Genomic DNA, 26,094 nt, shown 5'->3' on the forward strand with positions numbered 1-26,094 from the left:
TCTGTTGGCCTACATCAAAACCCTGCGACTCTGTTGTCTGTTGACCCACATCAAAATCCCGGCACCTGAATAGCGGCAGAATAATGGCACCTTGCCAATGCTGTTTCCGCTATCAGAGAAAACCTTCCATGGGTGCCTGGCTTAGCAATATCTCGTTGAAATACAAATTCTGGGCGGTCAATGCGGTCGCCTTTATCACCACCCTGCTGCTGGTGCTCTACGCGGTGCACCTCGAACAGCAGGCGCGCAACCACGCAGCCCAGGCGAACGCCCAGGCCCAAGCACAGGTGCTCAAGGCCTGGCCTGCCGGGCAATCCTTGCCCGGGGCCGACGATCTCTTGGCATTCCGGCGCGACCAGGTCCCGGTGTTCAACGAACGACCGTTGCCTTCGCTGGCTCAGGCCGATGGCTGGGTCGAACTCGATGCCGGGCCGCTGCTTGGCGACGACCCGTTGCTGGGTGCCCAAGTGATCCGTCGAGATGACGGACAGGCACTCGCGGTGTTGGCCCGAGGTGTAAGCCTGAGCCAAGTGTTCGCTGAACGCTTCAGCCAATACGCCATGGCCGTGTTTGTGTTGATGCTGGCAATGTTGGGCGCCTCGCAACTGTTGATCCGCTTTTTGCTCAGCCAGCTCAACACGCTCAAAGACGTGATGCTGCATGTGGAAAAAACCGGTGACCTGTCCGCCCGCGTGCCTCTGGCCTGCAAGGACGAAGTGGGCCAGATGGCGGCGGCGTTCAACGCCATGCAGGCCGGTTATCAACGGGTGGTCGACACCGTCGCGAGCACTGCCCGGCAGCTGGACAGTGGTGCGGCGCGCCTGGCGTCGAGCATGAACGATGTTCGCCACGGCATGCTCGGCCAGCAAAGCGAAACCGATCAGGCAGCCACGGCGATCAACGAAATGTCCGCCACGGTTTATCACATCGCCCAGCACGCCGGCGCCACCCGCGACCTGTCGAAAACCGCCGACACCCTGGCCGGCAACGGTCACGAAGTGGTCGGTCGGGTGCAGCTGTCGATCACCGGATTGTCGTCGGGGGTGCAGCAGACTGCCGAAATGATCCAGCGCCTGGCCGAAGACAGTCAGAAGATCAACGGCGTGGTCAATGTGATCCACAGCATCGCCGAACAAACCAATCTGCTGGCCCTGAACGCGGCCATCGAAGCGGCGCGGGCCGGGGAAATGGGCCGAGGTTTTGCCGTGGTGGCCGATGAGGTGCGCAACCTGGCCAAGCGAGTACAGGCCTCCACGGATGAAATCACCACCATGGTCTCGGCCCTGCAAGCCGGGACCCGGGACGCGGTGGACTTCATGCAGGAGAGTTCGCTCAAGGCCGACGATTGCGTGCAACAGGCCCGCGAGGCCGGCGACGCGCTGGCACAGATCACCGCAGCCGTGGCCCAAATGCGCGAGAGCAACACCCAGATCGCGGTCGCGGCCGAGCAGCAAAGCCACGTCGCCGAGGAAATGAACCGGGCGGTGGTGAGCATTCGCGACGTGACCGAAAACACCGTGCGCCAGACCGTCGATTCAGCCACCACCAGCGATGAACTGGCGACATTGGCGGGCGAGTTGAGCAAGGCGATTGGGCAGCTCAAGCTTTGAGGACGCCTTCGCGAGCAAGCTCGCTCCCACATTGGATCGAGTCGGACACAAAAGTTTGTGAACCCGACAGACCCCATGTGGGAGCGAGCTTGCTCGCGAAGAGGCCAGTACAGTCAACTCAAATGTTACCTTTGAAACTCTATCGCCCCGATAACCAACCTCGATTCGCAGGCGCCCTGGGCGGCACCTATTCTTCAAGCATAAGTGCACACGAATCGAGGAATAGCATCATGGGCAAACGTCACCCCAATCTTCCAGCCTGGCAATGGCGCGCCTACCCCGACAATCATCGCCACCCCACCAACCTGGTGTTGCACCTGATTGCCGTGCCGCTGTTCATCATCGCGTTTCTGCTGATTGTGACGGGAGTATTCAGCTTGAGCCTGGGGGACATCGCCATCGGCGTCATCGGCCTGCTCGCGGCACTCGGCCTGCAGCGTCACGGACACAGCCTGGAGGCCCAGGCCTCCGAGCCGTTCAGCGATCGCAAGGATGCCGTGTCACGCCTGTTGGTGGAGCAGTTCCTGACTTTTCCGCGGTTCTTTTTCAGCGGTGGCTGGTGGCGCGCCTGGCGTGATCGCCACCGTCACCACCGTAAACCTTAGCCGGAGCAGCCTTACCCGAAGATCGTTACCGTCTGCCGGCTCAGGGCGATCAAGCGGCCATCGGCGCTCCAGAATTTCGCGGCGACATGGCCGTAGCCGTCCTGGGCATGTTCGATCTCGGCCAGGTACTTGCACCAGTCCAGTGTCGTGAGGTCCAGCAGCGGCTGGACGAACTCAATGGTCCACGTGAGCGTGCTGCCCGGGGCCATTTGCGAGAGGTGAGGCAACAACGCCGGGGGCCAGGCGTCCACCAAGGCCAGGATATGGCTTTCGTTCAGCGGCTCCTCCTGCACATCGCCGCGCAAGCGCACCCAGCCGCCCATGCTCCGGGATTTATTGCCGCTGAACGGCAAGCCGCCGACGCTCCAGCGCATTGCCAGGTGCCGCATGAATTCCGGAGTCATGCCCTTGACGTAAGGCAGTTCCTGGCATTGCTCCACGCTCTTGAATTCCGGCGCGGGGTCGGCCTGCACCGCCACCACGGACGAGCGCGAGGCACCAAAGCTGCCTTGCACCACGGTCACCACCTGACCGTTCTGCACCGCACGCCCCAACACTTGGCTTACCGCCTTGCCTTCTCGCAACACCTCGACTTCGAAACTGACCGGCACGTCGGGCTCGACCGGGCCGACAAAGGTAATCGCCAGGGAACGCACCGGGCGATCCGCCGGCACTTGGGCACGCATAGCCTCATATTGCAGCGCCGCCACCAACCCACCAAAACTGGCCCGGCCCTGGCCCCATTCCGGCGCGATGGTCACAGCACCTGGCTGCCGGCGCACGGCATCGATCAACTCGGAAAAGCGCATGACGACCTCGAAAACAGGGGAAAAGGATGAAGGCATCTTAACCAGCCCAGACAGGCGGCACAGGGCTCATTCCGGCCAAAGAGGCTGACAGAAAAGCCGAGGATTCCTGAATCCACCCCAACCACTGTGGGAGCGAGCTTGCTCGCGATGGCGGTGTATCAGTCAACCTGTATGCAAACTGACCCACCGCCATCGCGAGCAAGCTCGCTCCCACAAGGGGAAATAGGGTGGATTCAGGATTTTTCGAAGCAACTGGCAATCAGCTTGTCGAGCACCTTGTCGGACTTGGCCTCAGCCTTTTCCATCGTGGCGTGCCAGGTGGGCACGCAAGCTTGCAGATCGGTTTCTTCCCTGGCCCTGGCCAGCCATTGCCAGCAATCGTGCCAGTCGCCCAGCGCGCCCTGGGCGGACTTGAGCCGTGGCATGGCGGCTTCGGGCAGGCGGTCGAGCTCAGGGTAAGCTTCGATGGCGTAGCGCACGCGCTTGATCAGCAGACGCAACCGGTGGCGGTCATGGGCCGGATCACGCAGGGCTTCGCCGAGTTTCTTCCACTGTTTGTCCAGGCGCTTCTCGATGCTTTTGCGCAAGCCCTTCAGCAGCCCCTCACGCTGGGCGGCGCGAATGAAGCGCGGGAAGGCATCGAGCATCATCAGCAACTGGGCCAGTTCAACACTCGCGGCCACGGCGGGATAGGCATCGGCCATTTGTATCTGGCGTCGCCGCGCCGCCTCGGCCAGGCCATGTTGTTCAAGGTAAGCCGCCAACACTTCCCGATCGCGCAGGGGCGTGGTCAGGGTACCCACCGCCGAAGCCGCCGTTTCCAGTTGTTCGACGCCGGGCAACCCACGCAGCGGACGAAGCAGGCTGCGCAAACGGCGCACCGTGGTCCGCAGGTCATGCAGCGCTTCGCTGTCGGTGTGGGCATTCAAGCGGGCCTGACGGGCCAACAGGCGGACTTCCAGGCCCAATATGCGGGCCACCAGCCGATCGATCATGGACGTACTCCGTACACAACGTTGAGCGTCAAGCCGCAAGCTACCCGTGAAAAAAGATTCTGTCCCCTTCCCTTGTAGCTTGCAGCTGATGGCTTGTCGCTGCCTTTATCGTCCCGCGCGGGATTCGCGAATGTAGAAACGCGCCTTCTCGGCTTTCTTGGAGCAGCCTTCGAACGCTTCGAATTGCTGCTGGGTCTTGGCGCCTGTCAGCAGGGACAAGGCCTTGGAGTAGCTGACGGTGCCGGCAAAGCCTTCGGCCTTGGCCAGGTCCAGTTCACGCCAGGCGCTGTCGAGCTGGCTGCCACAACTATCGCGGTAAGCGGTTTTGCCTGCGCAACCGGCCAGGGCCAAAATCATCAAAGATGCCACCAAGGGCAGGCGGATCCGGGCTTTCATCAATAACACCTCAGGTCAGGTCAACAGTCGTGCTGTTAAGACGGTGGCAACGGCGAAAAGTGCCTTGCTTGACCGCGTAAATTCGAGTGTGGCCGAGCATACGCAAATGCCGTCGCAGCGTGTCAAAAAACGACGTCTGCGCCACAACGATTGAGCCGAGCCGTCGATGAGTGCATTGTTGAAGCCTGTTCGACAAGAGGCCGGGTCATGACAAAACGTGTCGCATTGGTATTGGGCTCGGGTGGCGCCCGGGGCTATGCCCATATCGGGGTGATCGAAGAAATCGAACGACGTGGCTACGACATTGCCTGCATCGCCGGTTGTTCCATGGGGGCTGTCGTGGGTGGGATCTATGCGGCGGGCAAGCTCGAGGAGTACCGCAACTGGATCGAAAGCCTGGATTACCTGGATGTCCTGCGCCTGGTGGACGTCAGTTTTCGCCTGGGGGCGATCCGCGGCGAGAAGGTCTTTGGGCAGATCCGCAAGATCGTCGGCGAACTCAACATTGAAGAGTTGCGCATCCCCTACACCGCCGTCGCAACCGACCTGACCAACCAGCAGGAAATCTGGTTCCAGGAAGGCTGCCTGCACCAGGCAATGCGCGCCTCAGCGGCGATTCCCAGCCTGTTCACACCCGTGATGCAAGGCAATCGCATGCTGGTGGATGGCGGCCTGCTCAATCCGTTGCCGATCGTGCCGGTGGTGTCGAGCCACTGCGACTTGATCATCGCGGTCAACCTCAACGCCACCAACCAGAAACAGTACCGGTTACCGGTGATCCCGCGCCCCGCCGCGTTCAGGCGCCGCTTCGACACCCTGGTCAGCTCCCTGGGTTCGCGTCTGCCGTTTCGCCGCAAGCAGGCCGAGCAGTTGTTGCTGCTGGAGCAGGAAGCCTTGAAGGCCGAGGCCGCCGACATCAACCCGTGGATCGACTCGGCCGAGCCTGAGGGCCAACAACCGGCCGCCGCGCCAGAGAACGAAGGCGCACCGAAATCCGCCACTGGCTCATTCATCATCGATAACGTCGGCCCGGCTTCGTTGCTGGACTTGATCAACCAGAGCTTCGAAGTGATGCAGACCTCACTGGCCCAGTACAAGATCGCCGGTTACCCGCCGGATGTGCTGATCAACGTGCCGAAACGGGTGTGCCGGTTCTTCGAGTTCTACAAGGCGCCGGAGTTGATCGCCCTGGGGCGGGAGATTGCCAGCGATACCCTGGATCGCTATGAGCGTGAACAGAACTAGGCATTTGCGCTGGCTGTGGGGGCCTCATCGCGAGCAAGCTCGCTCCCACGCTGAATCTGTGGTGAACCCTGTGGGAGCGAGCTTGCTCGCGATGGCGGCAACCCGGACAACATAGAACTAAAGCCCACCCTCCCCCAACAACCGATACCCCACCCCCGCCTCGGTCACGATGAACCGCGGCCGGGTCGGGTCGTCGGCCAGCTTCTGGCGCAGGTGACCGACCACGATCCGCAGGTAGTGACTGTCTTCGGTGTGGGTCGGCCCCCAGATGTCCTTGAGCAACTGCTGCTGGGTGATGACCCGCCCCGGGTGCCGCGCCAGTTGCGCCAGGACGGCGTATTCCTTACGGGTCAGCGCCACTTCGGTGCCGTCCAGCAGCACCCGTCGATAGGCCAGGTCCACCGTCAGCGGGCCGAACTTCAGCGCGGCCTCCTGTGGCTCGCCGGCCGGGGCCTGGCGCAACAAGGCGCGGATGCGGGCAAGGAATTCCTGGATGCCGAACGGCTTGGTCACGTAATCGTTGGCACCGTTGTCCAACGCCTCGACTTTCTGCGCTTCGCTGGCCCGCACCGAGAGCACGAGCACCGGCACCGTCGACCATTGGCGAAACTCGCGCAACACCTGTTGGCCGTCCATGTCCGGCAGGCCCAGGTCGAGCACCAGCAGATCGGGCTTGTTCAGCGCCGCTTGGGCCAGCCCTTCGGCGCCGGTGCCGGCTTCCAGCACCTTGTAGCCCTGGGAGCTCAAGCTGATGCGCAAGAATTTGCGGATCTGCGGTTCGTCATCGATGACCAAAAGGGTCGCGGTCTGGCTCATGGGGTTCGTTCGTTGCAATCCAGTGGAAAGGCACGCAAGTGACAAGAGAGTATCTCAGCCAGGCTCAAGCTTCATCGTCCATGCCCGGTTGCGCCTGCAACGGCAAGTGCAACGTGATGCAGGTGCCGCGTCCGTCGAGGCCGTCGGCCACGCTGATTCGCCCGCCGTGGGCACCGACCATGCCCTGGCAGATCGCCAATCCCAACCCTGTGCCCTGCCCGCCCCGATCACCGCGCGCGGCGGTGTAGAACATATCGAAGATTTTCTCCCGCTCCTCTTCAGGAATCCCGGGGCCTTCATCGGCCACGGCAAAAAACACCTCATTGGCGGTCGCCCCGGCACACAGCAGCAGGCGTCCTTGGGCTGGCGAGAACCGCGCCGCGTTCTCCAGCACGTTCACCAGGGCCTGCTCGATCAACGCTGCATGCACATACAACAAGGGCAATTCAGCGGGCACCTCGACCGTGAGCGCCAGGGGCGCCAACACCGCTCGCAGGCGATTCAGCGCACTGCCAACGATGTCGGCCGGCGCCACCCAGTCCCGCGCCAGTTTCAGGGCGCCGTGGCCCAGACGAGTCATGTCCAGCAAGTTCTGGATGTAGCGATCCAACCGCTCGGCTTCATCGCGGGTGCCTTCGAGCAGCTCGCGACGATCGGCCAGCGGGATCGCCTCCCCCAGCGCCAACAGGCTGTCGATGCTGCCGCGCATGGCGGTCAGCGGTGTGCGCAGATCGTGGGACACGGAAGCCAGCAAAGCGCTGCGCAGTTGCTCGGTTTCGCCATGCAGACGCGCCGCTTCCAGGTCCTGGGCCAGTTGCGCCCGAGCCAGCGCCTGGGCCAATGGCTGACTGAGGGCCGCCAGCAAACGGCGACGCTGACCACTCAGGGGTTGGCCTTCTTTCGGGCAGACGCCCAGCAAGGCCAGCGGTCCGCCTTCCGCCGACAACGGCCACCACCACCAACGCCCGGAGGGCAGTGTCCCGGTGCCGGCGCCGGCCGACTGATCGTGCTGCCAGGACCAATCGGCCGCCGCGCGCTCAGCCTCGGTGAGGGTCAACGGCTCACCGCTTTCGACCTTCCAATCGCCCTGGCTGTCGCGGTCGAGCAGGCATAGCTGCAAGTCGTGCCAACCGTTGAGGTGCTGCGCGGCGGCGCTGATCACGGCCTGGCGGTCGGTGGCGGCAGTGAGTTTGCGGGACAGGTCCAGCAGCTCGCCGGTTTCCTGTTGGGTGTCGCGCAGGGCCTGCAACTGGCGGCGCTGGCGAGCGGCCAGGTTGCCGGTCAGGGCCGCCATGAGCAGGAAAAACACCAGCGTCAGCACATCTTCTTCGCGCTGGATGGTCAGGGAAAAATTCGGCGGGATGAACAGGAAATCATAGGCCAGGAACGACAGCGCCGCACAGGCCAGCGCCGGGCCGAGGCTGCTGCGTACGGCCACCAGCAACACTGCCATCAGGAACACCAGGGAGATATTGGGCAACGCCAGCAATCCCGAGATTCCCCAGGCCAATGCGCTGGCCACCACGGTCGCCAGCAACGCCAGCACATAATCGAACCTGGTCTGGACGGCGCCTGAGTGCACGCGGGCGGGACGCGGTTGCTCATCGCTGTCCAGCACGTTGATTTCCAGGCCCCGGGCACCGCGCAGCAGGCGCGAAGCGAGGCCGCCGCCAAACAGCCGTCGGCGCAGGCGCGGCCGGGACTGGCCCACCAGCACCAGCGTGGCGCGACGTTCGCTGGCGTGCTGGATCAGCGTCCTGGCCACTTCACCGGCCCGCAGCAGCACCACTTCGCCGCCGAGGCGTTCAGCCAGTTGCTGGGCATTCTGCAGGCGCTGGCGCGAGGCCTCGTCACGGGCGCTGCCGTTGTCCACATGCACCAGGCTCCACGGCAGATGCCGACGCTGGGCGACGCGGCTGGCATGACGCACCAGGCGTTCAGCCTGCACATCACCGTCCACCCCCACCAGCAAGCGTCCGCGCACTGCCGGCGCGGCCTGGCCCAGTTGTCGATAGCCCAGGGCCAGGTCATTGTCGACCTGGGCGGCGGCGGTCTGCATCGCCAGCTCACGCAACGCGGTCAGGTTGGTCTGGGAGAAAAACGCATCGATCGCCGCCCTGGCCTGTTCCGGCACGTAGACCTTGCCATCGCGCAGACGCTCCAGCAGCTCACGGGGTGGCAGGTCGATCAGCAGCAGTTCATCGGCTTCCTGCAGGACCCAGTCCGGCAACGTCTCGCGCACCTGCACGCCGGTGATGCCGCGTACTTGGTCGTTGAGGCTTTCCAGATGCTGGACATTGACCGTGGTGTAGACGTCGATGCCCGCCGCGAGCAGTTCCTGAATGTCCTGCCAGCGTTTGGCATGGCGGCTGTCGGGGGCGTTGCTGTGGGCCAGTTCGTCCACGAGGACCAGGGTCGGCCGGGCGGCGAGCAGGCCATCGAGGTCCATTTCCTCGAGCATCACGCCGCGATATTCCGAGCGCACCAACGGCTGCTGCGCCAGGCCGCCGAGCAGCGCTTCGGTTTCGGCACGACCGTGAGTTTCCACCACCCCGGCGATGACCGTCACGCCTTGGCGCAGTTGGGTGTGAGCCGCTTGCAGCATGGCGTAGGTCTTGCCGACACCGGGGGCCGCGCCCAGGAAGACCTTGAGCCGACCACGGCCGTTACGGGGCAGATTGGCTAACAGTGCGTCGGCGCGGCCGGAGTCGCTCATGGCGTGGAAATCTCTTTCAAATATTGATCAAACACCCTGTGGGAGCCGGACCTGTGGGAGCAAAGCATATGGGCACTGGACCTGTGGGAGCCAAGCTTGCTCGCGATCAAGACGACACAGTTCAACGGATGGACCGCGTTATCGTTCATCGCGAGCAAGCTTTGGTCCCACAGGCGCTACTCCCACAGGTTCTACAGTTTTTCCAGGGCCAGGTTCAGCGCCAGCACATTCACCACCGGTGGACCCACCAGGGGTTGCTCGATGTTGTCGTCGAGCAATTGCTGCAAGGTCGAGGCCGGCAGGTTGCGCGCGGCGGCGACACGCGCCAGTTGATAGGCAATTGCCGCCGGAGGCAAGTGCGGATCCAGCCCGCTGCCGGAGGTGGTCAGCAATGCCAGCGGCACCGGCCCCTGACCCGGCACCTGAAGTTTGCGGGCGTCATCAATCACCCGTGTGGCCAGGGCCGGATTGCTCGGGGAGAAATTACTGGCGCCGCTGGCGACCGTGGCGAAGGCACCGGCCGATGGCCGTGGATGAAACCAGGCATCGCCGGTGAAGTCCTGGGCGATCAGCATTGAGCCACGGACCTTGCCGGCGGCATCGACGATCAGGCTGCCGTTGGCTTGGGCGGGAAAGGCGACTTGCGCCACGCCGGTGACCACCAGTGGGTAGGCGACACCGGTGATCAGGCTCATCAACAATAACAGGCTCAAGGCCGGGCGAATCAGAGTGGACATTTCAAAATCCTCGAATCAAAAAATTCATCGTGGCGAGGGAGCTTGCTCCCGCTGGGCTGCGAGGCAGACCCAAAACCAGCCCCAGCTGTGTGTCAGGCTGGTTGGAGTCAATTTCCTGGGGGTTGCTTCGCAACCCAGCGGGAGCAAGCTCCCTCGCCACAAAACCTCTCCTGGCACAAAAAATCTGTGCACCGGACATCAGGCTCAAACCAGGTGCAATGCCGTCAGCAACATATCGATCGCCTTGATCCCCACGAACGGCACCACGATCCCGCCCAGGCCATAGATCAACAGATTGCGCCGCAACAGCGCCGCCGCGCTTGCCGCTTGCACGCGCACGCCGCGCAGGGCCAGAGGGATGAGCACGACGATGATCAAGGCGTTGAAGACAATGGCCGACAAAATCGCGCTCTGCGGGCTGTTCAGGTGCATCACGTTCAGCACGCCGAGCTGTGGATAAATCGACGCGAACAGTGCCGGCAGGATGGCGAAATACTTGGCGATGTCGTTGGCGATGGAAAAGGTGGTCAGCGCCCCACGGGTCACCAACAGCTCCTTGCCGATCTGCACGACGTCCAGCAATTTGGTCGGGTCGCTGTCGAGGTCGACCATGTTGGCCGCTTCCCGCGCGGCCTGGGTGCCGTCGTTCATCGCCATGCCGACATCGGCCTGGGCCAGGGCCGGGGCGTCGTTCGCGCCGTCGCCGCACATGGCCACCAGCCGACCGTCATTTTGCTCGTGACGGATACGCGCCAGTTTTTTCTCCGGTGTGGCCTCCGCCAGCACGTCGTCGACACCGGCCTCAGCGGCAATCGCGGCGGCAGTCAGCGGGTTGTCGCCGGTGACCATCACCGTGCGAATCCCCAGCTTGCGCAGCTCGGCAAACCGCTCACGGATGCCGGGCTTGACCACGTCCTTGAGATGGATAGCGCCGAGCAGCTTGCCGTCCACACACACCAGCAACGGCGTACCGCCGCTCTGGGCGATCTTGTCGACCTCCCGCGCCAGGGCCGACGGCAATTCATTGCGTGCAAGACCGATGAAATCCAGCAAGGAATCCACGGCACCCTTACGGTAGATGCGCCCCTGATAGTCGACCCCGGACAGACGGGTTTCGGCACTGAACGGCACGGCCGTCAGTGCGTCGACGCCCGGCTCGGGCTGTGGGTGCAAACCTCGCAGATACTCGACGATGGACTTGCCCTCGGCCGTGTCGTCAGCCAAAGAGGCGAACAGCGCGCCTTCGGCCAGCTCCTTGGCACTCACACCTGGGGCGGCATAGACCGCGGTACAACGCCGATTGCCAAAGGTGATGGTGCCGGTCTTGTCCAGCATCAGCACATGCACGTCCCCCGCCGCCTCGACCGCACGGCCGGATTTGGCGATCACGTTCAGGCGCACCAACCGGTCCATCCCGGCGATGCCGATGGCCGACAGCAGCCCGCCGATGGTGGTGGGAATCAAGGTGACCAGCAGCGCCACCAGAAACACCAGCGGCAGGCTGGCGTTGGCGAAATGGGCGAACGGTTGCAGCGTCACCACCACCAACAGGAAGATCAGCGTCAGACCGATCAGCAGGATATCCAGCGCCACCTCGTTCGGCGTTTTCTGGCGCTTGGCGCCTTCCACCAAAGCGATCATGCGGTCCAGGGTGGACTCGCCGGGATTGCTGGTGATGCGTATCAGCAGCCAGTCAGAGACCAGTCGCGTATTGCCGGTGACAGCCGAGCGATCGCCGCCGGACTCGCGGATGACCGGCGCCGATTCGCCAGTGATCGCCGCCTCGTTGACCGCGGCGATGCCGTCAATCACCTCACCGTCGCCGGGGATCATGTCGCCGGCCTCGACGCGCACCACATCGCCTTTGCGCAGACGAGTGGCGGGGACTGTTTCAAACCCGCTGGCAGTCTGGCGACGTGCATTGAGGCCTTCGCTGCCGGCCTTGAGGCTGTCGGCCCGGGCCTTGCCGCGCCCTTCGGCCAAGGCTTCGGCGAAGTTGGCGAACAGCACGGTGAACCACAGCCACAGCGCAATCTGCGCGGCGACGAACGTCGGCACCGTAGTGTCGGGAATGAAGCACAACACAGTGGTGAGGATCGCGGTCAGTTCCACCACCAGCATCACCGGGGCCCGGTGCAACTGGCGAGGATCGAGCTTGACGAAGGCTTGCACCAACGCTGGCCGCCAGAGGGCCGACAGGTGGGTCTTCGGTTGTTCCAGCGCCTTGGCGGCGACGGCTTTGCTCATCGGCATATTCATCATCAGATCCTCAGAAGCCCATGCTCAGGTGTTCGGCAATCGGCCCCAGCGCCAGGGTCGGCAGGAAGGTCAAGCCGCCCACCAGCAGGATGGTCACGGTCAACAAGGTCACGAACAGCGGGCCATGGGTGGGAAAGCTGTTCTGGCCAATCGGCGCGCTCTTCTTCAAGGCCAGGCTGCCAGCCAATGCCAGCACCGGCAGGATGTAGCCGAACCGGCCGATCAACATGCCCAGGCCCAGCATCAGGTTGTGGAAAGGTGTGTTGGCGCCGAACCCGCCGAATGCCGAACCGTTGTTCGCTCCCGCTGAGGTGTAGGCGTACAACAACTGGCTGAAACCGTGGGCACCCGGGTTGCTCACCGCCGCGGCAGGCCCGGGCAGGCTCGCGGCGACGGCACCCAGCACCAGCACGCTGACGGGCATCACCAGCAGGGTCGCCACCAACAGTTGCACCTCTCGGGCGCCCAGCTTCTTGCCCAGGTACTCCGGGGTGCGACCGATCATCAAGCCGGCCAGGAACACGGCGATCAACACGTTCAACAGCATCCCGTAGAGCCCGGCCCCGACGCCGCCGAAGATCACCTCGCCGACCATCATGTTCACCAGGGCCACCATGCCACTGAGCGGGTTGAGACTGTCATGCATGGCGTTGACCGAGCCGTTGGACGCTGCCGTGGTCGTCACCGACCACAGCACCGTGGCGGTGGTGCCGAAGCGCGTCTCCTTGCCTTCCAGCGGCGCGGTCTGTTCGACGGCAGGATTGTTCAGGGCCGGGCTGGGCTGGTATTCGGCCCACAGCGACGTCGCGCCACCGATCAGGAACAGCGCCAGCATGCAGGCAATGATCGCGCGGCTCTGACGCAGGTCCTTGACGTAATGACCGAAGGTGAACACCAGCGCGGCGGGAATCAGGATGATCGACGCGAGCTCAAACAGATTGCTCCAGGCCGTCGGGTTTTCGAACGGGTGGGCCGAGTTGACGCCGAAGAAACCGCCGCCGTTGGTACCCAATTGCTTGATCGCGATCTGGCTGGCGGCCGGCCCCAGCGGGATGACTTGGTCGGCGCCCTGCATCGTGACCCCGTGCACATAGTGCGCGAAGGTCTGCGGCACGCCCTGCCAGACCAGGAACAACGCCAGCAGCAGGCACAGCGGCAACAACCCGTAGAGGGTGGCACGGGTCATGTCGACCCAGAAATTACCCAGCGTCGTGGCGGACTTGCGCCCGATCCCGCGACACAGCGCCACCAGCACGGCCAGGCCGGTGGCGGCGCTGACGAAGTTCTGCACGGTCAGGCCGACCATCTGGCTCAGGTAACTCAGGGACGCTTCACCGCTGTAGGACTGCCAGTTGGTGTTGGTCATGAAACTCACGGCCGTATTGAAGGCCTGGGTCCACTCCATGCCGGGCAGTTGCTCGGTATTGAGGGGCAGATGGCCCTGCAGCAGCAGAACCGCAAACAGCAGCACAAAACCCGCCAGGTTGAACGCGAGCATGGCCAGGGTGTATTTCTGCCAGCTTTGCTCAGCCCTGGAATCGACACCGGCCAGGCGATAGCAACCGCGCTCCACCGGGCCGAGGATCGGGGAAAGCCAGGTGCGCTGGCCTTCCATCACCCGGTAGTAAAAACGCCCCAGAAACGGTGCCGGAATCAGCACCAGGGCGAAAAAGGCGAGGATCAGCCCGTAGTCATAACCGTGCATAGCCGCTCCTAGTTCCGATCGGCGCGCAACAGCGCAACCAGCAGATAGATGAACAGCGCCACTGCCAGCAGCAGCGACACCCCGTCCAGAACACTCATGGGATTTCTCCGTGATACGGCGTCGTGCCGTGTGTGGAGTGATTGTCGGCAGGGAGGCTGTAAAGGAACGAGATCGAGAGAGGGCTTGGGGGATAAAGAAAGTGTAAAAAATGAGCGGTTGGTTGGCTGGGCTGGCCCTATCGCGAGCACGCTCGCTCCCACATTTTGATCTGTTGTGAATACAGAATCTGTGTCCACCCTGTGGGAGCGAGCTTGCTCGCGATCAGGCCTGGACAGGCGCCGACGCTCTGAACTGGGGCACAAAACCAGGCCATCCGGCAGCGAACATCCCCGATACGACACGATTTCACCTATTACGACCGCTCCCACCACACTGGCACGCCCACTGCACTGCCCCTCCCCAGCGCTTTTGCTATGGATCGAGGGGAGCCACCGATGAACACACAACTCAAACCCACCCTGGGCACCCTGCATTTATGGGGCATTGCCGTCGGCCTGGTGATTTCCGGCGAGTATTTCGGCTGGAGCTATGGCTGGGGCGTGGCCGGGACGCTGGGTTTCCTGGTGACGTCCTTCATGGTGGCGGCCATGTACACCTGCTTCATTTTCAGTTTCACTGAACTGACCACCGCCATCCCTCATGCCGGCGGGCCGTTTGCCTACAGCCGTCGCGCCTTCGGCGAGAAAGGCGGATTGATTGCAGGGCTGGCGACGCTGATCGAATTCGTCTTCGCACCGCCGGCCATTGCCCTGGCCATCGGCGCCTACCTGAACGTGCAGTTCCCGGCGCTGGACCCGAAACACGCCGCAGTCGGCGCCTATATCGTGTTCATGGGCCTGAACATCCTCGGGGTCAAATTGGCGGCGACATTCGAGCTGATTGTCTGCGTCCTGGCGGTGGCCGAACTGCTAGTGTTCATGGGCGTCGTGGCCCCGGCATTCAGTTTCAGCAGCTTTGCGCTGAACGGCTGGGCCGGTTCGGATGTGTTCGGCGCCCCAGCCATTGCCGGCATGTTCGCTGCGATCCCCTTCGCCATCTGGTTCTTCCTGGCCATCGAAGGCGCCGCCATGGCCGCCGAAGAAGCCAAGGACCCGAAACGCACGATTCCCAAGGCCTACATCAGCGGCATCCTGACCCTGGTGTTCCTGGCGATGGGTGTGATGTTCTTTGCCGGCGGCGTCGGCGATTGGCGCACCCTGTCGAACATCAACGATCCCCTGCCCCAAGCCATGAAAACCGTGGTCGGCGAAAGCTCCGGCTGGCTGCACATGCTGGTCTGGATCGGCCTGTTCGGCCTGGTGGCGAGTTTCCACGGGATCATCCTGGGCTACTCGCGACAGTTCTTCGCCCTGGCCCGCGCCGGCTACCTGCCCGCCTCCCTGGCCAAACTGTCACGTTTCCAGACCCCGCACCGGGCGATCATCGCCGGTGGACTGATCGGCATTGCCGCGATCTACAGCGACGGCCTGATCAACCTCGGCGGCATGACCCTGACAGCGGCGATGATCACCATGGCCGTGTTCGGCGCCATCGTCATGTACATCATGAGCATGCTCAGCCTGTTCAAATTGCGTAAAACCGAACCCAACCTGGAACGTACTTTCCGCGCACCGGGTTATCCGATCGTGCCGGGAATCGCCCTGGCGCTGGCGGTGGTGTGCCTGGTGGCGATGGCCTGGTTCAACGCACTGATCGGGCTGATCTTCCTCGGGTTCATGGCAGTGGGCTTCGTCTATTTCATCCTCACCGCACAACTGCGCGCAGACGCGCCCGCCGATGCGATGCTGACCGGGCTTTGAGGTGAAGCCAGCCGAACGGGCGTAGTATTGAACCACTGCGAACAACCTTCGCTCATAAGTGGTAGGTGCGATGGATCGGCGAATGTTCGTCCGTCCATCGCGCCATCAAGGAGAGCCCTATGCCCTGGTATGCCTGGTTGATTCTGATTGTTGCAATCGGCTCGATCGTTGGTGGTCTGATGATGCTGCGCGACACCGCCAACAAGGTCGAATTGACGGACGAGCAGCGCAAACGTGTTGCCGAGCGCAATGCGGAAATGGATGCGAAAGAAGCCAAGGATCGTTAACCGCGGCCTCACACACCGATCTCGTGGCGAGGGAGCTTGCTCCCGCTGGGGCGCGAAGCGGCCCTCAAAGCTACTGGCTCGGTGTGCCTGGCTGATTGAATCGTGACTGTTGGGGCTGCTGCGCAGCCCAGCGGGAGCAAGCTCCCTCGCCACACAAGCTCCGGGCCTTGCCGCGCCGATGGCACTACTTCTCCCAATCCGCCTTGGCGATGTGCAAGCCATGCATCCCTTTGTACGCCGCCCGCTCAGGCTGGCTCCAGCCTTCCAGCAATGAATCCTCCAACCGATAGATCTCCACACCCAGCGGACGACAGACGCTGAAAGGATCCTGTGCATCCGGCCCCCACATGGCCAGCGACAGGTCCCCCCCCGGGCAGGTGGACAAAGCACACAACAGATCGATCTCGGCAAAGAACTCCAGGTAATCACCCTTCTGCGCCGGACAGGCCTTCATGAAGTACATGTCGTCATGGTTAAGCCCCGTGCACTGGAAAATATTCAGTACATCGTGCACATCGAACTCGGTCAGGCCGTGGGGCAACACCGCACGGGTCAGGTTCGAATGGCAGTGATGATGGAAATCCTCCCCTGTCAGCATCCTGTTCACATACGGATCACAGCGCGTACCCAGCAGATCGTGCAGTCGTCCGCCATGCTCGTCGATGCCATAGCCTGCCAGGCTGTCATCGGTGATGGTCACCAAGGGCCGCAGGAATGGCAGGTTCGACCACAACCGATCATGGGTGCTGACGTGGGCGCCCTGGAGCTGGCGCGTGCGCGCCGCCCACAGGCGTTCCCGCGGATCGTTGGCGTTCCAGACGTTGAAGTCCCCCACCTGCGGCCCTACTGGCGTCGTGATGCGGAACACATGCCCGGCCGGTACGTGCCAGGCGCGACCGGTACGGATCGGCACCTCGAACTGTTCGATCAGGGTCCGCTTGTCCTGCTGCGCGCGAATTCGTTCGTAGAAAGGTTTATCCACCTGCAGGGCAGAACCTTTGCTGACCTGGTAGGCGGCTGGGTAGTCTTTGTACATGGCGCAGGTCCTTGATCATTGGTGATGGGTGGGAGCCAGCCACTGCAAAAGCAGTTGCTCGGAATCGTCGAGGTAAAGACCCATGGCTTCGTGAGCCGCAAGCTTGTCGCCTTCGGCCAGCGAATCATGGATGTACCGGTCACGAGCCAACCACGGAGCCTGGAAACACGCCTCATCGGGCGCGGAGCTGAACACCAGGCGCAGTTGTGCAACCACATTAGTGAAAAACTCATCGAGCAACGGACTGCGCATCAAGCCGACGATGTGCTGATGAAAGGCCAGGCCATGGGTGCCGACCGAACGCCAGTCCTCACGCTCCCGAGCCAAGTCCGCCGCCTCAAGGGCTTCAAGCATCCGGTCGGATTGATACTCACGCAATGGTTGGCTGCCCAAGATGGCTTGGAGCTCCAAGGTGCGACGGACCCTGAACAGATCTCGCACATCATCGACACCTAACCTGCGAACCATCACCCCTTTGTTGCGTACGTAACGGGTCAACCCATCCTGACCCAGGCGGTGTAACGCTTCGCGGATGGTGTTGCGCGAGGCGTTGTAGGCTGAAACCAGGTTGTTCTCTATCAGGGCCATACCTGGCAACAAGCGGCCGCTGATGATGTCGGCGCGCAGTTCCAGGGTGATTTGGTCGGCTAAGGAAAGTCCGTTGGTCACGCTCAGGCCTCATGATTGTTCAACAATCTACTGGCTGTAAGTAATCACGTTCTGTGCCAAGTGATCTTGCGCGGTAATTTCGATTTGGGCTCCGGAAATCACTCAAGAATAGGCTTTCATCCTTCAGAACAAAAAGAGACCAGTCATTCGACTGGCCTCTTGTCATGCCTCAGTTCACTTCCAGCTTGTCGCGATTCTTGTCCAGGATCGCCTTGCCAATCCCCTTGACTTCCAACAACTCCTCTACCGACGAGAAGGCTCCATTACCCTCACGATATGCAACAATTGCCTTGGCCTTGGCCTCGCCTATTCCCAATAATTCGCGTTGCAACGTAGCGGCATCCGCCCCATTGAGATCCACCTTGGCGCTTTGCGGCTTCGCCGTCATTTCCGTCGCAGGCGACGCAGCCGTGGTCTGTGGCTTGACCGCCGGCGCAGCGATGGTGGCTATAGAGGCGCTGGTCAGAAGGGCAAAAATCAAAGAGTAGAAATAGCCTGTACGCATAAATGACGCTCCATGACATCGTTAAGAGAGAAGCAGCTTTTCCGAAGCTGCCTCTCAAACTTAGGCCATGAAGATAGCTTGTCAAAAATCAGAATGTTACAGAAAGCGTAAGAAAGAGCGCGAATCCATCGAGGTGAAGTCGTGGTCGGCGGCATCCTTATGACCCTGAATATCGGGCTAAAAACTGGAAGCCCCAGGGAAGCGGCCTTGGCGGTTGCACGCACCGTGACCATACGGCAAACTTGCCGCGCTTTTAATTTTGGGGAAAGTGATGAGTTTAAAGATAAAGGGACTTGACGGTCTGCGGGGCATTTCGGTGCTACTTGTTATTATGTCCCACGCGGTCATCTAGCCTGTCATAGGGGTCACGAACCCTGCCTTCCTGTCAGTTTTGAGTCCTCATGTAGGTGTCAGCACCTTCTTTGTTCTATCTGGCTTCCTGATAACCTTTTTGCTCATTAAAGAGAAAGAGACTACTGGAAGAGTCGACATCTTTTCCTTTATAAAACGACGTGCCCTACGTATATTCCCACTCTATTATCTGGCTATTTTCTTCCTGATAATCATGGATGTAACGGGAAAAGCCGGAATAACCAATTGCATTTATCCCTATGCATTGACATACACCATAAACTTCGCCCCCAAGGCGTGCGCGTTTTCTGCAATGTCACACTTCTGGTCTCTGTCCGTTGAAGAACATTTTTATTTGTTCTGGCCAATAGTTTTTGCTTTTGGCAAACGAACCGCGATCACGACGATTTCGCTGCTGGTCCTCGGCTGCCTTTGTTTCGGAACCAGTCTTTATGAACCTACAACGCTCTATTATTTGAGCCGGTGGACTTTTCCGGCAATGTTGCCGATTTTAGTCGGCTGCCTGGTTGCCTTTGTTTGCAAGATTGAAAAGGTCAAGAGCATCTTCACAAATACGGCCACATCGGGAATATTACTCATCTCGATTTTGGCTGGACTCACTGCACCGGCCTTCATAAAAACGGAAGCTGCCTGGCTTGTCTCGGTAGGCGCCTTAGTTTTATATATCTATCACAATCAGGACTCTCTGCTGGTCAAGTTACTTGAGCTCAAACCTTTAGCAGCCGTTGGAGTCATCAGCTACGGTCTGTATGTATGGCAAGGCATTTTTACAGGTAACGGCCCTTATCGAACAGAACATGTTTTTCCGCCCAGCGTGGACATCGGCTTATGGCTAACTTTTGTAGTCGCCCCATTAAGTTACATATTCTTTGAAAAACCGCTATTGAAGCTAAAGAAAAAATATTCCTGGCAAGAGAAAAAGTCAAAGGACGATGAAGCTTTCAGTCCGGAGAAATTAATTGTCGCGAGAAATCTGGATTAACAATTAGCTTAAGATGCCTAGGGCCTGATCTCAGGCCCTAGGCATACGCACTTCGTCAAGGCTCAAGCCGACGTTGTTGATAGATCCAGTCGACAATCTCCCCGTCAGGGGCGTATCCACTGACCGTGTCCCGCAGCAACTGACGGACTCTCGAGTAGTCATCATGCTCGATGGCGGCCAGCAACTCAGCCAACCTCGCCTTAAGCACATCCCATGGCAGATGATCTTCGTTGGCGCTCATGATCATCGGATGGGAGGTTGCGACAACGTTGTCGCCGATCAGCAACTCCTCGTAGAGCTTCTCGCCAGGACGCAACCCTGTGAACTCGATTGAAATATCGCCTTGAGGGTTTTTCTCCGAACGCACACTCAAGCCGGATAAGTGAATCATTTTTTCCGCCAGCTCGACAATCTTCACCGGCTCGCCCATATCCAGCACAAACACATCCCCACCCAGCCCCATAGAGCCCGCTTGAATGACCAGTTGAGCGGCCTCGGGGATCGTCATGAAATAACGTGTGATCTTCGGATGGGTAACGGTTAATGGTCCACCTGATTTGATCTGTTTATGAAACAGTGGAATAACCGAACCGGATGACCCCAGTACATTACCGAAACGGACCATCGTAAAACGGGTTTTGTTGACGCGTGATACGTTGGCGTTGTCGCCAAACAGCACGGGCGCCAATTCACGGCTAAGGGCTTGCAAGGTCAGTTCGGCAAGGCGCTTGGTACTGCCCATCACATTCGTTGGACGTACGGCCTTATCCGTCGAAATCAATACAAAATTCGATACACCTGCCTGAAGTGCGGCTTGCGCAGTATTCAGCGTGCCGATCACATTGTTCAAAACGCCTTCGGCAATATTATGCTCCACCATCGGCACATGTTTATAAGCCGCTGCGTGATAGACCGTATCGACATTCCATGTCTTCATCACGTCCAGCAACTTGTCCTGATCCCGCACCGATCCGAGGATAGGTAATAATCGAACCGACAGTGACTCACGAGCAATTCGAGGCTCCAGTTCGGACAAAATGCTATAGAGATTGAATTCGCTATGTTCGAATAACAGCAGCGTGGTCGGCTTGAGAGCAAGGATTTGCCGACAAAGTTCGGAGCCGATCGAACCACCCGCCCCTGTCACTAAAACCGACTGTCCCGCGACGCAATGCTCAAGCAAATCAGCCTGGGCAGGTACCGGATCACGCCCGAGGAGATCCGCGATATCGACTTCCTGGATGTCGTCGACTTTGACTCGGCCGCTGGCCAGGTCCATGAAGCCGGGGACGCTACGCACATGCAGCGGAAAACCTTCAAGCAGCGTCAATATCTCTCGCCGGCGACCTCGCGAGGAGGACGGAACAGCAAGCAAAATCTCCTGCGCGCCGGTGGCATCAATCATTTTTTGAATGTGTTTAGGTTGATAGACCTGCAACCCTGCAATGACTCTATCGGCGATGCTACTGTCATCGTCGATGAACGCGACCGGCCGCATCACTCGCCCCATGCGCAATGCAGCAACGAGTTGGTTACCGGCGGCCCCAGCACCATAAATAGCGACCTTGGGCAGGCCATCGTCACGACTGGTAAACGGCACATGCTGGGCTGCGGTAAACCAATCCCCGAGAAAATACTGCCGCATCACCAGACGCAGCCCGCCAATCATGATCAGGCTCAACCACCAGTAGTTAAAAATGATAGAGCGTGGCACTACGGTCTTATGATTGCTGTACCAATACACCACAAGAGCCAGCAGCAAGGCCGAAAGGCTGACAGCCTTGCAAATGGTAATCAGCGCATCGTTGCCGAAATAACGCATGACGGCGCGATACATGCCAAAACGGATGAAAATAGGGATGGCAATCAGTGGCGCGGAGGCAAAAAGCCAAAGATGCGTTTCGATCGGACTGGCCAAAGCCTCGACCCCCAGCCGCACGACGAACGCCAGCCATAAGGCGACCCAGACCAGAACGACATCAGTGGCCACCTGGATAGCTCGCTTGTGGCGTCTCGGCAGCCCCAGCAGGACGGTTCTCAATTTGTCCATAAACCCTTCACGCACCTCGGCCAGCTCCTAAATCCAATCCATTTTCGATACACGCAGTTACATCTTCGTCCGTTGGACAATCGATAAACGAAAAACGCGAACCCTACAGCGAAATCAGGCTTTCTCAAGCTCACCGGCGTGAAACCTGACCGCCAGCACGAGCAGTGGCACGTAAGCCAATATTAAAGCCAATGCTCCATCCATGTTCCACAACACGACACAAGCTGCCAAAGGCAGCAGCCAGAACAGATTGATTGCTGTCACCACCAACGTAACCGGCAGGTGACGGCCATAATGACGGGAAGCGAATTGATAGGCATGACTGCGATGAGCCTCGTAGACCTTATCTCCACGTAGCAGGCGCCGTAACAATGTAAGGGTTGCATCGACAATAAAGACCCCCAGCAAAATCAGCCAGACCCACAGCAGCTTAGGTGAACTCCAAGCCGCCTGCAGCGACAGCACCCCCAGGATAATGCCAAGAAATCCACTACCCGCATCGCCCATGAAGATACGGGCGGGAGGAAAATTCCAATACAAGAACCCCGCTACAGCCATCGCTAGTACCAGCGGAGCCAAGATCAGGTTTTCAAAACCTCCCAACCAATAGAGCAGGCAGGCTCCAAGACAAGCACAAATAGCCTCGACGCTGGCGATTCCGTCGATCCCGTCCATGAAGTTATAAAGATTAAGCATCCAAACCAGATAAATCGCCGCGAGCACATGCCCTAGCCAGCCCAAATCCAATACGAAACCAAACAGCTCCAATGCAGGCAAGCCACCCAGCCAAAAAAGCGCCCAGATTGCACCGAGGAAATGTCCCAGCAATCTCCAGCGTGCCGCGATGTGACCATGGTCGTCGAGAAAGCCCAAAAGCGCTATACCTGATCCCGCCCCCAACAAGGCCCAGGTGAATGTCCAACTAAGCCCCCCAAGAAAAGCCAGGATCGGCAACACCGATAGAAATCCTAATACGATCGCCACCCCACCACCGCGAGGGGTTGGAACCGAATGAGAACTTCGTGCGTTCGGAACATCCATCAGGCTTCGCGCCAAAGCGTAACGTCGCAAGCCACCGGTTAAGACCAACGAAACAAAAAACACTACAAACACTACAAAAAAAATTGCCATGAATTCAAACTCGACCTTTTTTTGATGAAAGGGTCATATAATCCGCGCCGGCCTTGGATAACGCTTCAGTTGTTCCAAGCGGCGGGGTCCAGCCAAGCAGCTGATGCGCCTTGCCGGAATCGATAACCAAAGAACCAAACAATTGGGAAAACATATTCTCTCGCCCTAATAGCTTCGCCGCCACACGGATGACTCCAACGGGTACATAAATCAAGCGAGGTTTACGCCCCATACCATTGGCAATGGTACGCACAATATCTACAGTAGAGACATCCGTTCCATCGGAAATCAAAAATAGCTCCCCAGCCGCAGCAGGATGCTTAATACAATGCACGATAAAGTCAATAAGATTATCCAGCGCTATCATGCTACGTTGATTATTGGCTGCCAAGAAGGGAAGTGGCATACCGAGTCGAACAATCTTTAGCAAGCGGTGAAAGTTCCCAGGAGCACTCCCGCCATAGACCAAGGGTGGGCGGATAATAACCAGCTCCATGGAGGAATCTTTGACCAGCGCTTTTAACGCCTCTTCAGCTTCAAATTTTGAAAGCGCATACGGCGTACTTGGGTTATTGCCACTCAACTCTGAAACCTTTGAATTCTTTGTCTCAGTGGCGCTGACACCAATTGAACTGATAAAAACAAACCTCTTGACCCCCCCACGCATTGCCTCTTCGGCTAAGCGAAGAGTCGCGTTTACATTCGCACGCCTGAACGCCGAAAGAGGATCCTCTTCCTTGTCATTCAGAATATGTGCCCTTCCCGCAAGATGTACGATTGTCTCGACACCAAGACATACCCCGTCCAAAGGGTCGTTTTCAAGATCCAGGCAAACATAGTCAAAATCTTGTGACGGAGTCATGGAGCTACGACCTATGCCCTTTACGGCGTAGCCTCGCGCCTTCAGAACCTTACAAAGCAAACTACCTATATAACCTGACGCCCCGGTAACCAACTGCATGCGATGCACCTTAATCAATTTTCCAGAATCCGCCGAGCCAGAGACGTATACTCAAAATTAGCCTCAAGGAAAAGGCGACCTTTCGCGCCCATCTCACGCAAAACAGTCCCATCAAGTAACAACATTTCCTGGAACGTATGTGCAAGCTGCTCAGGTTGACCCGGAACCACGGACATGCCGCAACCAGCCTCTTTTATTGGATCATTAAAGGCATTATAAGAAGCAATGACAGGGATCCCGGCAGCCATGTAATCATATAACTTGTTTAAACTCACACCGAATCTGTAAATAGGCAGGTCATGCATAACAAAAAACCCGACATCGACAACACGAAGAGCTTGCTGGATCTCTGCTTTATCAACCTGCGGGTAAAAAAGAACAAAGTCGTAACCGAGTTTACGACAGCGAGCATTAAGCTCAGCACTTTGTTCCCCCTTGCCAACGATGATAAATTTTACTGACACGCCCTCTGGAATCTCAAAAAAATGCAACGCATCCAAAAACAGGTGCATCGCATTGGGTTCCCCCAAGGCGCCGGCGTAAAAAAACAAAAAATCGCCTTGCGATTTAAATCCCATCAGGTCATCCAATAAACTAGACCCCTGAGACTCAACGCTTGCATTTATATCATTAAGCGAAAAACCATTAGGAACGTATCTGAATTTCCCCGGTTTCATTCCCCGTGACACCATGTGCTGTTTGGCACCCGGCAAAAGGGAAATCACAGCATCCGCTGAATAATATGCGAACCTCTCAATAAGCGACAAAACCAAAACGACGGGATGGAATTTATTGAATCCAGCAATTTCCACCAAACTCAAAGGCCAGATATCCCTAACCTCAAATAGAATCTTCGATCTGAATAATTTTGCACATAGATAGGCAGCAGGGTACCCAAAGGGATGGGCAGAAGAATACAAAACCAGATCCGGCCTTTTCTTCAACCCCAAGCGCAGAAGAAAAAAGAAGAGAAAAAAGCCGAAACACAACATGGACAAAAATCGCCCCAGGCCATTCCCTTTATATTTAGGAGCTGGAACAAAATTATATGAAACGCCTTCCAGGACCTGTCCCCCGGCTTTCCCTGAGTCGTCGTCCATCAAATGGTGATAACCAGGCGTGATTATCTCCACATCATGTCCCTGAGCCTGCCATGCGTTCGCCAGATAAAAGGAGCGCCAATAGCGCCCGACTCCAGGGCCGCCGGCATAAGGGTTGATATACCAAATATTCATTGTGCTTCCCAACACGACCATAAGCGCTTATCTAACTCATGACAGCTCATGAGCGAGAAAGACAATCAGCTATGAATGACGCCGCCTGCCCACCACCGTATAAGTTCTCGTTGTCATGCACGGTGCGATTGATACCATCACGTACTGCAGCAGTAATTAAACCAGAGTCCGCCCCGCATAACACATTCGCCCCAGACTCAACGAGCTCTACCCATTCGGTTTGGTCGCGCATGGTTACGCAAGGTTTTGAAAAGAAAAAAGCCTCCTTCTGGACACCACCGCTATCAGTTAATACCAAACCACAGCGTTGAAGGAGCCAGATCATTTCCAGGTACCCGACTGGGTCAATCAGATTGACTTCCAATGCGAGGCCTGTTTTTTCGATCATGTTCCGGGTACGAGGATGCAAAGGTAATACAACCGGCGCCACTGTATTATGAATAGTGTTCAGCGCATCAACGATAGACTTCAACCTAACAGGGTCATCGGTGTTTTCCGCTCTATGCAGTGTTGCCAGGACAAAACCGTCGGAAAGATTGAAACCCTCCGGCTTAGATGCACGACGAGCAAAGAACATGGCGCTGTCCTGCATGACATCGCCCGAATTCCATATTTTTACAGGCTTGTCCGAAAAACCTTCCTTAGCCAGATTATTAATCGCGGTTTGCGTAGGGCAAAAGAGAAGATCACTCATCTGATCAGTCAAAATACGATTGATCTCCTCGGGCATGCGCATATTAAAGCTCCGCAGGCCGGCTTCAATATGGGCCACCGGAATATGAAGCTTGGCCGCTGCCAAAGCACCCGCCAGGGTTGAGTTCGTATCACCGTAAACCAGTACCCGGTCCGGCTTCTCCTGAATCATGACCCGCTCAATTTCCATCAGCATTCGGCCAGTCATTTCACCATGCGAACCGCCATGGATATCTAATTGAAAATTCGGCCTAGGAATACCCAGCTGGTCAAAAAAAATCTCCGACATATTGGCATCAAAATGCTGCCCGGTATGGATGATTTTTTCGGATAATCCGGCCTGCTCAATAATCGCCTTGGATACAACGCTGGCCTTGATAAACTGAGGTCGAGCACCAATAATCGTGAGTAATTTCATAAT

General features: G+C 58.7%; 23 protein-coding genes. 6 read left to right on the plus strand and 17 right to left on the minus strand.

The window, feature by feature from the left end; all coding sequences use genetic code 11:
* The first annotated feature begins 128 nt into the window (after window positions 1-128).
* The gene (locus AO356_RS03270; RefSeq protein ID WP_060738558.1) at window positions 129-1,610 is read left to right on the plus strand and encodes a methyl-accepting chemotaxis protein; all 1,482 of its coding nucleotides are present in this window, start codon (window positions 129-131) and stop codon (window positions 1,608-1,610) included.
* A gap of 230 nt (window positions 1,611-1,840) precedes the next feature.
* Complete coding sequence (locus AO356_RS03275) at window positions 1,841-2,215, plus strand: hypothetical protein (protein WP_060738559.1); 375 nt, start codon at window positions 1,841-1,843, stop codon at window positions 2,213-2,215.
* 11 nt (window positions 2,216-2,226) lie between these two features.
* Here the strand turns inward: AO356_RS03275 and AO356_RS03280 are convergent, their stop codons facing one another.
* The 3 genes from AO356_RS03280 to AO356_RS03290 all read right to left on the minus strand — a co-directional run bounded on the left by AO356_RS03280 (window position 2,227) and on the right by AO356_RS03290 (window position 4,415).
* The gene (locus AO356_RS03280; RefSeq protein ID WP_060738560.1) at window positions 2,227-3,024 is read right to left on the minus strand and encodes an acyl-CoA thioesterase; all 798 of its coding nucleotides are present in this window, start codon (window positions 3,022-3,024) and stop codon (window positions 2,227-2,229) included.
* Window positions 3,025-3,257: 233 nt separating this feature from the next.
* Window positions 3,258-4,019, minus strand: coding sequence for a CHAD domain-containing protein (locus tag AO356_RS03285; protein ID WP_060738561.1), 762 nt, complete (start codon window positions 4,017-4,019; stop codon window positions 3,258-3,260).
* Between the two features lie 105 nt (window positions 4,020-4,124).
* Entirely contained in the window at window positions 4,125-4,415 is a 291-nt protein-coding gene (locus tag AO356_RS03290; RefSeq protein WP_060738562.1) for a hypothetical protein, read from the minus strand.
* A 207-nt stretch (window positions 4,416-4,622) separates the two neighbouring features.
* On the opposite strand from AO356_RS03290, the gene AO356_RS03295 reads away from it, so the two are divergent.
* Complete coding sequence (locus AO356_RS03295; RefSeq protein ID WP_060738563.1) at window positions 4,623-5,660, plus strand: patatin-like phospholipase family protein; 1,038 nt, start codon at window positions 4,623-4,625, stop codon at window positions 5,658-5,660.
* 117 nt (window positions 5,661-5,777) lie between these two features.
* Here the strand turns inward: AO356_RS03295 and AO356_RS03300 are convergent, their stop codons facing one another.
* The 6 genes from AO356_RS03300 to kdpF form a co-directional block, all read right to left on the minus strand.
* Window positions 5,778-6,476: a response regulator gene (locus tag AO356_RS03300; protein ID WP_060738564.1), complete on the minus strand. Its 699-nt coding sequence runs from the start codon at window positions 6,474-6,476 to the stop codon at window positions 5,778-5,780.
* Window positions 6,477-6,540: 64 nt separating this feature from the next.
* A complete protein-coding gene (locus AO356_RS03305; protein ID WP_060738565.1) occupies window positions 6,541-9,192 on the minus strand; it encodes a sensor histidine kinase in 2,652 nt (883 codons plus the stop codon).
* Between the two features lie 191 nt (window positions 9,193-9,383).
* Window positions 9,384-9,929, minus strand: coding sequence for a potassium-transporting ATPase subunit KdpC (kdpC, locus tag AO356_RS03310; RefSeq protein ID WP_060738566.1), 546 nt, complete (start codon window positions 9,927-9,929; stop codon window positions 9,384-9,386).
* Window positions 9,930-10,133: 204 nt separating this feature from the next.
* Window positions 10,134-12,188 carry a potassium-transporting ATPase subunit KdpB gene (gene kdpB / locus AO356_RS03315; RefSeq protein WP_060738567.1) on the minus strand — a complete coding sequence of 685 codons (2,055 nt, stop codon included), beginning with the start codon at window positions 12,186-12,188 and terminating at the stop codon, window positions 10,134-10,136.
* A gap of 10 nt (window positions 12,189-12,198) precedes the next feature.
* Window positions 12,199-13,893 (minus strand): potassium-transporting ATPase subunit KdpA, encoded by a 1,695-nt coding sequence (gene kdpA, locus AO356_RS03320; RefSeq protein WP_060738568.1) that lies wholly within the window; start codon window positions 13,891-13,893, stop codon window positions 12,199-12,201.
* An 8-nt stretch (window positions 13,894-13,901) separates the two neighbouring features.
* The gene (gene kdpF, locus AO356_RS03325) at window positions 13,902-13,991 is read right to left on the minus strand and encodes a K(+)-transporting ATPase subunit F (protein ID WP_003218754.1); all 90 of its coding nucleotides are present in this window, start codon (window positions 13,989-13,991) and stop codon (window positions 13,902-13,904) included.
* A gap of 396 nt (window positions 13,992-14,387) precedes the next feature.
* On the opposite strand from kdpF, the gene eat reads away from it, so the two are divergent.
* On the plus strand, window positions 14,388-15,752 hold the full coding sequence (gene eat, locus AO356_RS03330; protein WP_014337249.1) for an ethanolamine permease: 1,365 nt from the start codon (window positions 14,388-14,390) through the stop codon (window positions 15,750-15,752).
* A 119-nt stretch (window positions 15,753-15,871) separates the two neighbouring features.
* A complete protein-coding gene (locus tag AO356_RS30575; protein ID WP_003183831.1) occupies window positions 15,872-16,039 on the plus strand; it encodes a DUF2897 family protein in 168 nt (55 codons plus the stop codon).
* Between the two features lie 184 nt (window positions 16,040-16,223).
* Here AO356_RS30575 and AO356_RS03335 read toward each other — a convergent pair whose 3' ends face one another.
* From AO356_RS03335 to AO356_RS03345, 3 genes are all read right to left on the minus strand, one after another.
* On the minus strand, window positions 16,224-17,075 hold the full coding sequence (locus tag AO356_RS03335; protein ID WP_060738569.1) for an urea carboxylase-associated family protein: 852 nt from the start codon (window positions 17,073-17,075) through the stop codon (window positions 16,224-16,226).
* Window positions 17,076-17,090: 15 nt separating this feature from the next.
* The gene (locus AO356_RS03340; RefSeq protein ID WP_060738570.1) at window positions 17,091-17,744 is read right to left on the minus strand and encodes a GntR family transcriptional regulator; all 654 of its coding nucleotides are present in this window, start codon (window positions 17,742-17,744) and stop codon (window positions 17,091-17,093) included.
* Window positions 17,745-17,913: 169 nt separating this feature from the next.
* A complete protein-coding gene (locus tag AO356_RS03345; RefSeq protein ID WP_060738571.1) occupies window positions 17,914-18,249 on the minus strand; it encodes a ComEA family DNA-binding protein in 336 nt (111 codons plus the stop codon).
* A gap of 451 nt (window positions 18,250-18,700) precedes the next feature.
* Between AO356_RS03345 and AO356_RS03350 the strand changes: the two genes are divergently transcribed.
* Window positions 18,701-19,603, plus strand: coding sequence for an acyltransferase family protein (locus AO356_RS03350; RefSeq protein WP_060738572.1), 903 nt, complete (start codon window positions 18,701-18,703; stop codon window positions 19,601-19,603).
* A gap of 55 nt (window positions 19,604-19,658) precedes the next feature.
* Here AO356_RS03350 and AO356_RS03355 read toward each other — a convergent pair whose 3' ends face one another.
* From AO356_RS03355 to wecB, 5 genes are all read right to left on the minus strand, one after another.
* A complete protein-coding gene (locus AO356_RS03355; RefSeq protein ID WP_060738573.1) occupies window positions 19,659-21,653 on the minus strand; it encodes a polysaccharide biosynthesis protein in 1,995 nt (664 codons plus the stop codon).
* A gap of 114 nt (window positions 21,654-21,767) precedes the next feature.
* Window positions 21,768-22,784 carry an MraY family glycosyltransferase gene (locus AO356_RS03360; RefSeq protein ID WP_060738574.1) on the minus strand — a complete coding sequence of 339 codons (1,017 nt, stop codon included), beginning with the start codon at window positions 22,782-22,784 and terminating at the stop codon, window positions 21,768-21,770.
* A gap of 4 nt (window positions 22,785-22,788) precedes the next feature.
* Window positions 22,789-23,745: an NAD-dependent epimerase/dehydratase family protein gene (locus tag AO356_RS03365; protein WP_060738575.1), complete on the minus strand. Its 957-nt coding sequence runs from the start codon at window positions 23,743-23,745 to the stop codon at window positions 22,789-22,791.
* Between the two features lie 14 nt (window positions 23,746-23,759).
* Window positions 23,760-24,980 (minus strand): glycosyltransferase family 4 protein, encoded by a 1,221-nt coding sequence (locus AO356_RS03370; protein WP_160320212.1) that lies wholly within the window; start codon window positions 24,978-24,980, stop codon window positions 23,760-23,762.
* A 46-nt stretch (window positions 24,981-25,026) separates the two neighbouring features.
* Complete coding sequence (gene wecB / locus AO356_RS03375; RefSeq protein WP_060738577.1) at window positions 25,027-26,091, minus strand: non-hydrolyzing UDP-N-acetylglucosamine 2-epimerase; 1,065 nt, start codon at window positions 26,089-26,091, stop codon at window positions 25,027-25,029.
* Between the last annotated feature and the right edge of the window lie 3 nt (window positions 26,092-26,094).

This window comes from Pseudomonas fluorescens, assembly GCF_001307275.1.
In the GTDB taxonomy this organism is placed as follows: domain Bacteria; phylum Pseudomonadota; class Gammaproteobacteria; order Pseudomonadales; family Pseudomonadaceae; genus Aquipseudomonas; species Aquipseudomonas fluorescens_AA.

What these genes read in the sequence shown, in the direction of transcription:
- kdpA (WP_060738568.1), bottom strand. Translation starts at nt 13,893, where the DNA reads ATGCACGGTTATGACTACGGGCTGATCCTCGCCTTTTTCGCCCTGGTG.
- AO356_RS03300 (WP_060738564.1), bottom strand. Translation starts at nt 6,476, where the DNA reads ATGAGCCAGACCGCGACCCTTTTGGTCATCGATGACGAACCGCAGATC.
- AO356_RS03295 (WP_060738563.1), top strand. Translation starts at nt 4,623, where the DNA reads ATGACAAAACGTGTCGCATTGGTATTGGGCTCGGGTGGCGCCCGGGGC.
- kdpF (WP_003218754.1), bottom strand. Translation starts at nt 13,991, where the DNA reads ATGAGTGTTCTGGACGGGGTGTCGCTGCTGCTGGCAGTGGCGCTGTTC.
- kdpB (WP_060738567.1), bottom strand. Translation starts at nt 12,188, where the DNA reads ATGAATATGCCGATGAGCAAAGCCGTCGCCGCCAAGGCGCTGGAACAA.
- AO356_RS03275 (WP_060738559.1), top strand. Translation starts at nt 1,841, where the DNA reads ATGGGCAAACGTCACCCCAATCTTCCAGCCTGGCAATGGCGCGCCTAC.
- AO356_RS03360 (WP_060738574.1), bottom strand. Translation starts at nt 22,784, where the DNA reads ATGGCAATTTTTTTTGTAGTGTTTGTAGTGTTTTTTGTTTCGTTGGTC.
- AO356_RS03335 (WP_060738569.1), bottom strand. Translation starts at nt 17,075, where the DNA reads ATGTACAAAGACTACCCAGCCGCCTACCAGGTCAGCAAAGGTTCTGCC.
- AO356_RS30575 (WP_003183831.1), top strand. Translation starts at nt 15,872, where the DNA reads ATGCCCTGGTATGCCTGGTTGATTCTGATTGTTGCAATCGGCTCGATC.
- AO356_RS03370 (WP_160320212.1), bottom strand. Translation starts at nt 24,980, where the DNA reads ATGAATATTTGGTATATCAACCCTTATGCCGGCGGCCCTGGAGTCGGG.
- AO356_RS03365 (WP_060738575.1), bottom strand. Translation starts at nt 23,745, where the DNA reads ATGCAGTTGGTTACCGGGGCGTCAGGTTATATAGGTAGTTTGCTTTGT.
- AO356_RS03345 (WP_060738571.1), bottom strand. Translation starts at nt 18,249, where the DNA reads ATGCGTACAGGCTATTTCTACTCTTTGATTTTTGCCCTTCTGACCAGC.
- wecB (WP_060738577.1), bottom strand. Translation starts at nt 26,091, where the DNA reads ATGAAATTACTCACGATTATTGGTGCTCGACCTCAGTTTATCAAGGCC.
- AO356_RS03290 (WP_060738562.1), bottom strand. Translation starts at nt 4,415, where the DNA reads ATGAAAGCCCGGATCCGCCTGCCCTTGGTGGCATCTTTGATGATTTTG.
- AO356_RS03285 (WP_060738561.1), bottom strand. Translation starts at nt 4,019, where the DNA reads ATGATCGATCGGCTGGTGGCCCGCATATTGGGCCTGGAAGTCCGCCTG.
- AO356_RS03305 (WP_060738565.1), bottom strand. Translation starts at nt 9,192, where the DNA reads ATGAGCGACTCCGGCCGCGCCGACGCACTGTTAGCCAATCTGCCCCGT.
- kdpC (WP_060738566.1), bottom strand. Translation starts at nt 9,929, where the DNA reads ATGTCCACTCTGATTCGCCCGGCCTTGAGCCTGTTATTGTTGATGAGC.
- AO356_RS03355 (WP_060738573.1), bottom strand. Translation starts at nt 21,653, where the DNA reads ATGGACAAATTGAGAACCGTCCTGCTGGGGCTGCCGAGACGCCACAAG.
- AO356_RS03280 (WP_060738560.1), bottom strand. Translation starts at nt 3,024, where the DNA reads ATGCGCTTTTCCGAGTTGATCGATGCCGTGCGCCGGCAGCCAGGTGCT.
- AO356_RS03270 (WP_060738558.1), top strand. Translation starts at nt 129, where the DNA reads ATGGGTGCCTGGCTTAGCAATATCTCGTTGAAATACAAATTCTGGGCG.
- eat (WP_014337249.1), top strand. Translation starts at nt 14,388, where the DNA reads ATGAACACACAACTCAAACCCACCCTGGGCACCCTGCATTTATGGGGC.